Here is an 11616-nt window from a genome sequence, read left to right as displayed (position 1 = left end):
TTAAGCAGCGCAACAAGCATCGCGGGGGCTGCTGCGCAGCCCTTTCGCGACACGAGGCCGCTCCTACAGGGGTGCGCGGCCTGCAACAAACGATTTTGTTCTATTTGGCAGAGCGAGAGTGGATGTGAGCAAACGAGCCTTTAACTTCTGCGCAGGCCCTGCCGCGCTTCCTGAAGCTGTCCTGCAGCGCGCCCAAGCCGAAATGCTGGACTGGCATGGCAAGGGCTTGTCGGTGATGGAAATGAGCCATCGCAGCGACGATTACGTGGCCATCGCCGAAAAGGCCGAGCAGGACCTGCGTGACCTGCTGTCCGTCCCCTCCAACTACAAAGTCCTGTTCCTGCAGGGCGGTGCCAGCCAGCAGTTCGCCGAAATCCCGCTGAACCTGCTGCCGGAGAACGGCACTGCCGACTACGTCGAAACCGGTATCTGGTCGAAAAAGGCCATCGAAGAAGCGCGCCGTTTCGGCAACGTCAACGTCGCCGCCAGTGCCAAGCCATACGACTACCTGGCCATCCCTGGCCAGAACGAGTGGCAACTGACCAAGAACGCAGCGTACGTCCACTACGCCTCCAACGAGACCATCGGCGGCCTGCAGTTCGACTGGGTGCCGCAAACCGGTGACGTTCCGCTGGTGGTCGACATGTCCTCCGACATCCTCTCGCGCCCGATCGACGTGTCGCAGTACGGCCTGATCTACGCCGGCGCGCAGAAGAACATCGGCCCGAGCGGCCTGGTGGTGGTGATCGTTCGCGAAGACCTGCTGGGCCACGCCCGCAGCAGCTGCCCGACCATGCTCGACTACAAGGTCTCGGCCGACAACGGTTCGATGTACAACACCCCGGCCACCTATTCCTGGTACCTCTCGGGCCTGGTTTTCGAGTGGCTCAAGGAGCAGGGTGGCGTCGACGCCATGGAGCAACGCAACCGCGCCAAGAAGGACCGCCTGTACGGGTTCATCGACGCCAGCGAGTTCTACACCAACCCGATCAGCCACAACGCCCGTTCGTGGATGAACGTGCCGTTCCGCCTGGCCGATGAGCGCCTGGACAAGGCCTTCCTGGCCGGCGCCGATGCCCGTGGCCTGCTCAACCTCAAGGGCCACCGCTCGGTGGGCGGCATGCGCGCTTCCATCTACAACGCCCTGGGCCTGGACGCTGTCGAGGCGCTGGTGGCCTACATGGCCGAATTCGAGAAGGAGCACGGCTGATGTCCGAACATGAGCTCAAGGCGCTGCGCGTACGCATCGATAGCCTCGACGAGAAAATCCTCGAGCTGATCAGCGACCGCGCCCGTTGCGCCCAGGAAGTGGCCAAGGTCAAGACCGCCTCGCTGGCCGAAGGCGAGCAGCCGGTGTTCTACCGCCCTGAGCGTGAAGCTGCCGTGCTCAAGCGCGTGATGGAGCGTAACAAGGGGCCGCTGGGCAACGAAGAGATGGCGCGGCTGTTCCGCGAAATCATGTCGTCGTGCCTGGCCCTGGAAGAGCCGCTGAAAATCGCCTACCTGGGGCCTGAAGGCACCTTCACCCAGGCCGCGGCCATGAAGCACTTCGGCCACGCCGTGATCAGCCGCCCGATGGCTGCCATCGACGAAGTGTTCCGCGAAGTGGCGGCCGGCGCCGTCAATTTCGGCGTGGTGCCGGTGGAAAACTCCACCGAGGGTGCGGTCAGCCACACCCTGGACAGCTTCCTCGAGCACGACATGGTGATCTGCGGCGAAGTCGAGCTGCGCATCCACCATCACCTGCTGGTGGGCGAAAGCACCAAGACCGACAGCATCACCCGCATCTACTCGCATGCCCAATCGCTGGCCCAGTGCCGCAAGTGGCTGGACGCGCACTACCCGAACGTGGAGCGCGTGGCGGTGTCGAGCAATGCCGAGGCCGCCAAGCGGGTCAAGGGCGAGTGGAATTCGGCGGCGATCGCCGGCGACATGGCCGCCAACCTGTACGGGTTGACCCGCCTGGCCGAGAAGATCGAAGACCGCCCGGACAACTCCACGCGCTTCTTGATGATCGGCAACCAGGAAGTGCCGCCGACCGGTGACGACAAGACCTCGATCATCGTTTCGATGAGCAACAAGCCAGGTGCCCTGCACGAACTGCTGGTGCCGTTCCACGACAACGGCATCGACCTGACCCGCATCGAGACCCGCCCGTCGCGCAGTGGCAAGTGGACCTACGTGTTCTTCATCGACTTCGTAGGCCACCACCGCGACCCGCTGATCAAGGCCGTGCTGGAGAAGATCAGCCAAGAGGCTGTGGCGCTGAAGGTACTGGGCTCGTATCCAAAGGCGGTGCTTTGATTCAAGGTTGTTGGGGGCGCTTTGCGCCCCATCGCGACGCAAGGCCGCTCCTACAGGCGTCTGCAATCCCTTGTAGGAGCGGCCTTGTGTCGCGATGGGCTGCAAAGCAGCCCCCTGCGGTCCCAAAGACTGTCCTGATTTCTGAACAGGGTTCGAACCAGTGGTAAATGCAGCAAAAAACAACCCCGCACCGCTCATCGGCCGCCTCGTCGTCGTAGGCCTGGGGGCAGGGCTCGTATCCAAAGGCGGTGCTTTGATTCAAGGTTGTTGGGGGCGCTTTGCGCCCCATCGCGACGCAAGGCCGCTCCTACAGGCGTCTGCAATCCCTTGTAGGAGCGGCCTTGTGTCGCGATGGGCTGCAAAGCAGCCCCCTGCGGTCCCAAAGACTGTCCTGATTTCTGAACAGGGTTCGTACCAGTGGTAAATGCAGCAAAAAACAAACCCGCACCGCTCATCGGCCGCCTCGTCGTCGTAGGCCTGGGCCTGATCGGCGGCTCCTTCGCCAAAGGCCTGCGTGAAAGCGGCCTGTGCCGCGAAGTGGTCGGCGTCGATCTGGATGCCCCTTCACGCAAGCAAGCTGTGGCCCTGGGTGTGGTCGACCGCTGCGAAGAAGACCTCGCCGCCGCCTGTGTCGGCGCCGACGTCATCCAGCTGGCGGTACCGATCCTGGCCATGGAAAAGCTGCTGTCGCGCCTGGCGCAACTGGACCTGGGCAGCGCCGTCATCACCGACGTCGGCAGCGCCAAAGGCAATGTGGTGCGTGCTGCGCGTGAGGTGTTCGGCGACCGCCTGCGCCACTTCGTGCCCGGCCACCCCATCGCCGGCTCCGAGCAGAGCGGGGTAGAGGCCTCCAACGCCACCCTGTTCCGCCGCCACAAGGTCATCCTCACGCCGCTGCCCGAAACCGACCCCGCCGCCCTGGCCCTGGTCGACCGCCTGTGGCGTGCGCTGGAGGCCGACGTGGAGCACATGCCGGTCGAGCGCCACGACGAAGTGCTGGCCGCCACCAGCCACCTGCCGCACCTGCTGGCCTTCGGCCTGGTCGATTCATTGGCCAAGCGCAATGAAAACCTTGAGATCTTCCGGTACGCTGCCGGTGGTTTCCGCGATTTCACCAGAATCGCTGGCAGCGACCCGACCATGTGGCATGACATCTTCCTCGCCAACCGCGAGGCTGTCCTGCGCACCCTGGACACTTTTCGCAGCGACCTCGACGCCTTGCGCGACGCGGTCGATGCAGGGGACGGGCACCAGTTGCTGGGTGTATTCACCCGCGCTCGGGTTGCCCGCGAGCATTTCAGTAAAATCTTGGCCCGCCGGGCCTATGTGGACGCTATGAACGCCAACGATCTGATTTTCCTGGCCCAACCGGGTGGCCGCCTGACCGGGCGAATCCGCGTACCGGGCGACAAGTCGATTTCCCACCGTTCGATCATGCTCGGCTCCCTGGCCGAAGGCACGACCGAAGTCGAAGGCTTCCTCGAAGGTGAGGACGCCCTGGCGACCCTTCAGGCTTTCCGTGACATGGGGGTGGTCATCGAAGGCCCGAACCACGGCCGCGTGACCATCCACGGTGTTGGCCTGCACGGCCTCAAGCCACCGCCCGGGCCGATCTACGTGGGCAACTCCGGCACCTCCATGCGCCTGCTCTCGGGCCTGCTGGCCGGCCAGTCGTTCGACGTGACCATGACCGGCGACGCCTCGCTGTCCAAGCGCCCGATGAACCGCGTGGCCAACCCGCTGCGCGAAATGGGCGCGGTGGTCGAAACCGGCCCGGACGGCCGCCCACCGCTGACCATCCGTGGTGGCCACACGCTCAAGGCGCTGACCTACACGCTGCCGATGGCCAGTGCCCAGGTCAAATCCTGCCTGCTGTTGGCCGGCCTGTACGCCGAAGGCAAAACCACCGTTACCGAGCCTGCGCCCACCCGTGACCACACCGAGCGCATGCTGCGCGGCTTCGGCTATGCGGTGGAGTCCAACGGCCCGGTGGCTTCGCTGCAGTCCGGCGGCAAGCTCACCGCCACCCGCATCGAAGTGCCCGCAGACATCTCCTCGGCTGCGTTCTTCCTGGTGGCAGCATCCATTGCCCAGGGCTCGGAGCTGGTGCTCGAACATGTCGGCATCAACCCGACCCGCACCGGTGTCATCGACATCCTGCGCCTGATGGGCGGCGACATCACCCTGGAAAACCAGCGTGAAGTCGGCGGCGAACCAGTGGCTGACCTGCGTGTGCGCGGTGCCAAGCTCAAGGGTATCGATATCCCTGAGCACCTGGTGCCGCTGGCCATCGACGAATTCCCGGTGCTGTTCGTGGCTGCTGCCTGTGCCGAAGGGCGTACCGTGCTGCGTGGCGCCGAAGAGCTGCGGGTGAAAGAGTCCGACCGTATCCAGGTAATGGCCGACGGCCTGATCGCCCTGGGCGTGAAGTGCGAGCCGACCCCCGACGGCATCATCATCGACGGCGGCCAGATTGGCGGTGGCGAAGTGCATGGCCACGGCGACCACCGTATCGCCATGGCCTTCAGCGTTGCCTCGCTGCGCGCCAGCGCGCCAATCCGCATCCATGATTGCGCCAACGTCGCCACCTCGTTCCCCAACTTCCTCGCGCTGTGCGCCGAGGTGGGTATCCGCGTGGCAGAAGAGGGCAAGTCGTGAATCTGCAAGCGCCGGTCATCACCATCGATGGCCCGAGCGGCTCGGGCAAGGGCACCGTCGCAGGCCTGTTGGCGCGCGAACTGGGCTGGCGGCTGCTGGATTCCGGCGCGCTTTACCGCCTGCTGGCGTTCAACGCCAGCAACCACGGTGTCGACCTGACCAACGAAGAGCTGCTCAAGGCCCTGGCCGCCCATCTGGATGTGCAGTTCATCGCCGCCGAGCCGGGTAAGCTGCAACAGATCATTCTCGAAGGTGAGGACGTCAGCAATGTCATCCGCACCGAGACGGTCGGTGCCGGTGCGTCGATGGTGGCGTCCCTGCCGGCAGTGCGCGAAGCCCTGCTGCAGCGCCAGCGCGCCTTCCGCGAAGCGCCGGGCCTGATCGCCGATGGCCGCGACATGGGCACCGTGGTGTTCCCGGATGCGCCGCTGAAGGTGTTTTTGACCGCCAGTGCCGAGGAACGTGCCCGTCGCCGCTACCTGCAGTTGAAGGGCAAAGGCGAAGATGTTAGTCTGTCGAGTCTGCTAGATGAGATTCGTGCGCGCGATGAGCGCGACACCCAGCGCGCAGTGGCCCCGCTCAAGCCGGCGGCCGATGCCATTCAGCTGGACTCCACGGAGCTGTCCATCGAGCAGGTGCTGCACCGTATCAGGAGCGAGCTCGCCCAGCGCGACTTGGTCTGATCGTCAGGAAAGCAGGCAGGGGCACCAGTCAACGTCCTGCCCGCTTTCCTTTACTTAACGAAACCCACATTGTCTGGAGTGTGGCGATGGGCGTCTGTTTCGCCCGAATCTACAGGAATTAAAATGAGCGAAAGCTTTGCAGAACTCTTTGAAGAAAGCCTGAAAACCCTCAATCTTCAGCCGGGTGCGATCATCTCCGGTATCGTTGTCGACATCGACGGCGACTGGGTTACCGTACACGCTGGCCTGAAGTCCGAGGGCGTCATCCCGCTCGAGCAGTTCTACAACGAAGCTGGCGAGCTGACCATCAAGGTCGGTGACGAAGTTCACGTTGCGCTGGACGCGGTCGAAGACGGCTTTGGCGAAACCAAACTGTCCCGTGAAAAAGCCAAGCGCGCCGAGTGCTGGATTGTTCTGGAAGCAGCTTTCGCCGCCGAAGAAGTGGTCAAGGGCGTTATCAACGGTAAGGTTAAGGGCGGCTTCACTGTCGACGTTAACGGCATCCGTGCGTTCCTGCCGGGCTCCCTGGTTGATGTCCGCCCTGTGCGCGACACCACCCACCTGGAAGGCAAAGAGCTGGAATTCAAGGTCATCAAGCTGGACCAGAAGCGCAACAACGTTGTCGTTTCCCGTCGCAGCGTGCTGGAAGCCGAGAACTCCGCCGAGCGCGAAGCCCTGCTGGAAACCCTGCAGGAAGGCCAGCAAGTCAAAGGTATCGTCAAGAACCTCACCGACTACGGCGCATTCGTGGACCTGGGCGGCATCGACGGCCTGCTGCACATCACCGACATGGCCTGGAAGCGCATCAAGCATCCTTCCGAAATCGTTAACGTTGGCGACGAAGTCGACGTACGCGTTCTGAAGTTCGACCGTGAGCGCAACCGCGTTTCGCTGGGTCTGAAGCAGATGGGCGAAGATCCGTGGGTTGCTATCACTGCGCGTTACCCAGAAGGTACCCGCGTACAGGCTCGCGTTACCAACCTGACCGACTACGGCTGCTTCGCTGAGCTGGAAGAAGGCGTTGAAGGCCTGGTACACGTTTCCGAAATGGACTGGACCAACAAGAACATCCACCCGTCGAAAGTCGTTCAGGTTGGCGACGAAGTGGAAGTCATGGTTCTGGACATCGACGAAGAGCGTCGTCGTATCTCCCTGGGCATCAAGCAGTGCAAGTCCAACCCATGGGAAGACTTCTCCGGCCAGTTCAACAAGGGTGACAAGATCACCGGTACCATCAAGTCGATCACCGACTTCGGTATCTTCATCGGCCTGGACGGCGGCATCGACGGCCTGGTTCACCTGTCCGACATCTCCTGGAACGAAACCGGCGAAGAAGCCGTACGTCGTTTCAAGAAGGGCGACGAGCTGGAAACCGTCATCCTGTCGGTTGACCCAGAGCGCGAGCGCATCTCCCTGGGCATCAAGCAGCTGGAAGACGATCCGTTCTCCAACTTCGTTGCTGTCAACGACAAGGGCGCTATCGTCAAGGGCATCGTGAAAGAAGTTGACGCCAAAGGCGCCATCGTCACCCTGGCCGACGACATCGAAGCCACTCTGAAAGCTTCCGAAATCAGCCGTGACCGCGTTGAAGACGCGCGTAACGTTCTGAAGGAAGGCGAAGAGATCGAAGCCAAGATCATCAGCGTTGACCGCAAGTCGCGCGTGATCAGCCTGTCGATCAAGTCGAAAGACGACGCTGAAGAGCGTGAAGCCATCCAGAGCCTGAAAAACGCTCCGGAAGCGGCTGCCGATACCACCATGGCTGCGCTGCTGCGCGAAGCAATGGCCAAGCAGAACTAAGTTCTGTTTGATCGGTGTAAAAAAGGGTGGCCTTCGGGCCACCCTTTTTTTATGCCCAAAATCTCCTCAAGCCTGACCCTATCCCCTGTAGGAGCCGGCTTGCCGGCGATGGCCTGCAGAGCAGGCCCAAGCTTATTTCCTAACACTCCATTCTTGAATTTTTTTATTAAGTCAAGAACCACCCTGTTCAAATCCCTCCGAGCGTGCTACAAACTGATTAAGCAATGATCTAGCTGCTTGATAACGAAGGGAAAAATATGACGAAGTCGGAGCTGATCGAACGTATTGTCACCCATCAAGGGCTGCTCTCGTCCAAGGATGTGGAGCTGGCCATCAAGACCATGCTTGAACAGATGTCCCAATGCCTGGCCACCGGAGATCGCATCGAGATCCGCGGCTTTGGCAGCTTCTCTTTGCACTATCGCGCTCCACGCGTAGGGCGCAACCCCAAGACCGGCCAGTCGGTCGAACTGGAAGGCAAGTTCGTTCCGCACTTCAAGCCCGGCAAAGAGCTGCGTGATCGCGTCAATGAAGAAGAGCACGAGCACCCCTGACCGATGAAGGAGCCAGTCTGATGCGTAACCTCAAGCGCGCCCTGGCGGCGTTGTTCGTGCTGCTGCTGGCGGCGGTGGTGCTGTTCTTCGTGCTGGAGAACCAGCAGGCCGTGGCGCTCGTGCTGTTTGGCTGGTCGGCGCCCGAGTTGCCGGTTGCGGTACCGGTGCTGGCGGCCCTGGTAGTAGGCCTGGCGATTGGCCCGCTGTTGGGCGCCTACGGCGTACAGCGCAGCAAACGCAAGATTCGCGCCTCGGCCAGGCAGGCAGCGCTGGAAGGTAAGTGATGAATAATCCTACTTCCATTTAGGAATCCCTCACCTGTGCATGCGCCTTTGGAAATGAAGTAATACCTGCTTCATTTTTCCTGCCCAGGCGAGCGTGCAGCAGTATGGAATATCCCAGCCTTTCCCATCACGGTGGCACCCGCGGTGTAACCGGTTCTTGTCACCAGCTTCACCTTGATGAAGCGCAAAGCCTGCTGGTCGATTGTGGTCTGGAGCAAGGTGCAGATGCTGCGCCAGGCGCCGAATTCGCACCGATCGGTTTCGATATCGGCGGTATCCAGGCGTTGATCATTACCCATGTCCACCTCGACCATGTCGGCCGCATCCCCGCCTTGCTGGCTGCGGGTTTTCGTGGGCCAATCCTGTGCAGCGAACCCTCGGCGAAGCTGCTGCCCCTGGTGCTCGAGGATGCCTACAAGCTCGGTATCAGCTCGGACCCGGTTCAGGTAGACCGCTACCTCGCCTTGTTGCAGCGGCTGGTGGTCGCCCTACCTTTCGAACAGTGGCACACCGTGGTCGAAGGCCAGGGCGTGGCCTGTTCCGTGCGCCTTCAGCGTGCCGGGCACCTGCTCGGTTCAGCCTATGTTGAATGCGATGTGCGCTATCCGGGCGTAGAACCCAGCACGCGGGTGGTGTTCTCGGGCGACTTAGGCGCCCCTTGCAATCCGTTATTGCGCGCCGTTCAGCCGCCAGAGCGCGCGGACGTTCTGGTGCTGGAGAGCACCTATGGCGACAGGCTGCATGCGCCCCGCGACGACAGGCAGCAGCGGCTGGAGGCGGTTATCGACCGCGCGCTGGCGGACAACGGCACCATCCTCATTCCTGCTTTCAGCCTGGGGCGTACCCAAGAGCTGCTGTACGAGATCGAGGACATCCTCCATCGCAAGTCCATACTCAATCAACGCAAGGTGAGCGAGGCGAGCGCGCCAGAGCTGGGGGTGAACTGGTCCCGCTTACCGATCATTCTCGATTCGCCACTGGCGCAGCGCATAACCAAGGCCTATTCGGAGTTGCACGCATACTGGAATGCCGAAGCCAGGCAGCGGCTCGGGGAGGGCAGGGACCCGCTCGGCTTCGGTCAGCTGCTGTGCGTTGATACCCATGCCAAGCATCAGCAGGTGGTCAACTACCTCAAGAGCACGGGGCGGCCAGCCATTGTCATTGCCGGCAATGGCATGTGTTCCGGCGGGCGGATCGTCAACTACCTCAAGGCGATGCTCGGTGATCCGCGGCATGAGGTGGTGTTTGTGGGGTATCAGGCAAAAGGTACGCCGGGAGCGGTTATCCAGGCCTGTGAAGGTGGGGAAGGCTTTGTTCAGGTTGATCTGGATGGGCATATGTATGAAGTCAGGGCCAAGGTTTTTAGCCTTGGTGGTTATTCAGGGCATGCGGACCAGGCAGGTTTGATTGAATATGCTGTCGGCATGCCCGATGCCCCGCAAAGAATTCTATTAGTGCATGGAGAAAGTCGCGCAAAAATTGCACTGGCCGATGCTTTGAGGCGTCGTTTCAGTAACCTTATGCATCGTCCCGATATGGTTATCCCAGAATAAACAAGCTTCACGAAACTTCGACGGTATGTGTTGTCCCATGCCGTCGCGCAGCGTGTTTCTTGGTCTTTACACATGCTGGCAATGTGCCCCGTGGGCCGATGGCCCGCAAGATCCAAGGGGAGCTACAAAGAAAAATCTCTGGTATTCTACAGGCCGATGCTTGCGTCTTGAGCCTATGGATGGCCAGGAAATTAACACGCTAGGCGTACTTTTTAGCGCCGTTGCGCTCGTTCGTGACGGCGGTCAGAAATAAGACACATGCAGGTTCCCTGAGGTTGATAACTTCAAGGTGCCGTTAAGGACTCGAATATGGAATTGATCCCGGTAATTCTTTCCGGTGGCGTTGGCAGCCGTCTGTGGCCAGTATCCCGTGAGGCTCACCCCAAGCCGTTCATGACGCTGCCAGACGGGCAAAATCTTATTCAGAAGACTTTTCTGCGCGCTGCCCGTCTGGACGGCGTGGTTGAAGTGCTCACCGTTACCAATCGTGAACTGCTGTTCAAGACTGAAGACGAATACCGGACCATCAATACCCAAGGCCATGCACAAGGCTATATTCTTGAGCCTTTTGGCCGCAATACCGCTGCAGCGGTAGCTGCCGCAGCTTTGCAATTGCACCAGAGCCATGGCCCGCAGGCCCATATGCTGGTCCTGGCTGCCGACCACCTGATCCAGAACGAAGAAGCCTTCTGCGAAGCGGTAGCCAAGGCGATGAACCTTGCTTCGCAAGGCTGGCTGGTGACGTTCGGTATCAAACCTCAGTATCCGGAGACCGGGTTCGGCTACATCGAAGCGGCCGCTGGTGGCGCGCTGGAAGGTGGCCTGAAGGTCGAACGCTTCGTTGAGAAGCCTGACCTTAAAACCGCAGAGTCCTATGTAAAGGCCGGCAACTATTTCTGGAATGCGGGCATGTTCTGCTTCCAGGTCGGTGCCGTGATCGAGGAGTTCAAGGCCCACGCCCCGGACGTGCTCGATGCCGTTGCGCAAACCCTCGAAGCCTCCCGCCGCTCGAGCTCCAAGGGTTACAGCTGCCTGGCACTTGATGCCGACAGCTTTGCCAGTGTGCCCGACATCTCCATCGACTACGCCCTGATGGAGCGTTCGCAGAAAGTCGCAACCATCCCGTGCGACATCGGCTGGAGCGACATCGGCTCGTGGAACGCGGTCAGCGAGCTGACCCCCCCGGACGAGAACGGCAACCGCTTCGAAGGCGAAGTGATGGCCTATGGCGCAAGCAACAACTACGTCAACTCCGAAGACCGCCTGGCTGCTCTGGTCGGCGTTCAGGACCTGCTGGTGGTCGATACCCCCGATGCGCTGCTGATTGCGCACAAGGACCACGCCCAGGACGTCAAACACATCGTCAAGCGCCTGAAAAGCGACGGCCACGCTGCCCACCTGCTGCACCAGACCGTGCATCGCCCGTGGGGTACCTACACCACGCTCGAAGACGGCGAGCGCTTCAAGATCAAGCGCATCGTGGTCAAGCCCAAGGCGTCGCTTTCGCTGCAGATGCACCATCATCGCAGCGAACACTGGATCGTGGTCAGCGGCATGGCAGTAGTGGTCAACGATGACCAGGAGCTGATGCTCAACACCAATGAGTCCACCTTCATTCGTGCCGGCCACAAACACCGTTTGGAAAACCCAGGTGTCATAGACCTGGTCCTGATCGAAGTGCAGAGCGGTGACTACCTCGGCGAAGACGACATCGTCCGCTTCGAGGACAAATACGGTCGTTGCAACGCCTGATAGCAGGCCTTCCCATCGGCCCGTGAGC

9 protein-coding genes are annotated in these 11616 nt (G+C 61.2%); all 9 read left to right on the top strand.

Annotated features, from left to right (window positions below; genetic code table 11):
• Nucleotides 1–124 precede the first annotated feature (124 nt).
• The 9 genes from serC (at nt 125) to ACEWE8_RS11865 (ending at nt 11588) form a co-directional block, all read left to right on the top strand.
• A complete protein-coding gene (gene serC, locus ACEWE8_RS11905) occupies nt 125–1210 on the top strand; it encodes a 3-phosphoserine/phosphohydroxythreonine transaminase (RefSeq protein WP_039604670.1) in 1086 nt (361 codons plus the stop codon).
• The gene (gene pheA, locus ACEWE8_RS11900; RefSeq protein WP_039604669.1) at nt 1210–2304 is read left to right on the top strand and encodes a prephenate dehydratase; all 1095 of its coding nucleotides are present in this window, start codon (nt 1210–1212) and stop codon (nt 2302–2304) included. Before serC ends, pheA begins: the two co-directional genes overlap by 1 nt.
• 417 nt (nt 2305–2721) lie before the next feature.
• On the top strand, nt 2722–4962 hold the full coding sequence (locus ACEWE8_RS11895; protein ID WP_046787380.1) for a bifunctional prephenate dehydrogenase/3-phosphoshikimate 1-carboxyvinyltransferase: 2241 nt from the start codon (nt 2722–2724) through the stop codon (nt 4960–4962).
• Nucleotides 4959–5645: a (d)CMP kinase gene (gene cmk / locus ACEWE8_RS11890; protein WP_046787379.1), complete on the top strand. Its 687-nt coding sequence runs from the start codon at nt 4959–4961 to the stop codon at nt 5643–5645. The genes ACEWE8_RS11895 and cmk overlap by 4 nt, the downstream gene beginning before the upstream one ends.
• 123 nt (nt 5646–5768) lie before the next feature.
• Nucleotides 5769–7445: a 30S ribosomal protein S1 gene (gene rpsA, locus ACEWE8_RS11885; RefSeq protein ID WP_012313291.1), complete on the top strand. Its 1677-nt coding sequence runs from the start codon at nt 5769–5771 to the stop codon at nt 7443–7445.
• Between the two features lie 257 nt (nt 7446–7702).
• Nucleotides 7703–7999: an integration host factor subunit beta gene (ihfB, locus tag ACEWE8_RS11880; protein WP_012313292.1), complete on the top strand. Its 297-nt coding sequence runs from the start codon at nt 7703–7705 to the stop codon at nt 7997–7999.
• Between the two features lie 20 nt (nt 8000–8019).
• On the top strand, nt 8020–8283 hold the full coding sequence (locus ACEWE8_RS11875; protein WP_039601301.1) for a lipopolysaccharide assembly protein LapA domain-containing protein: 264 nt from the start codon (nt 8020–8022) through the stop codon (nt 8281–8283).
• Nucleotides 8284–8387: 104 nt separating this feature from the next.
• The gene (locus ACEWE8_RS11870; RefSeq protein ID WP_046787378.1) at nt 8388–9836 is read left to right on the top strand and encodes an MBL fold metallo-hydrolase RNA specificity domain-containing protein; all 1449 of its coding nucleotides are present in this window, start codon (nt 8388–8390) and stop codon (nt 9834–9836) included.
• A 309-nt stretch (nt 9837–10145) separates the two neighbouring features.
• Entirely contained in the window at nt 10146–11588 is a 1443-nt protein-coding gene (locus tag ACEWE8_RS11865; protein WP_046787377.1) for a mannose-1-phosphate guanylyltransferase/mannose-6-phosphate isomerase, read from the top strand.
• Nucleotides 11589–11616 lie beyond the last annotated feature (28 nt).

The organism is Pseudomonas sp. TR47 (genome assembly GCF_044143025.1).
GTDB lineage: Bacteria > Pseudomonadota > Gammaproteobacteria > Pseudomonadales > Pseudomonadaceae > Aquipseudomonas > Aquipseudomonas putida_E.
Note: the sequence above shows the minus strand (reverse complement) of the source record. Positions and strands in the feature narration are given on the sequence as shown.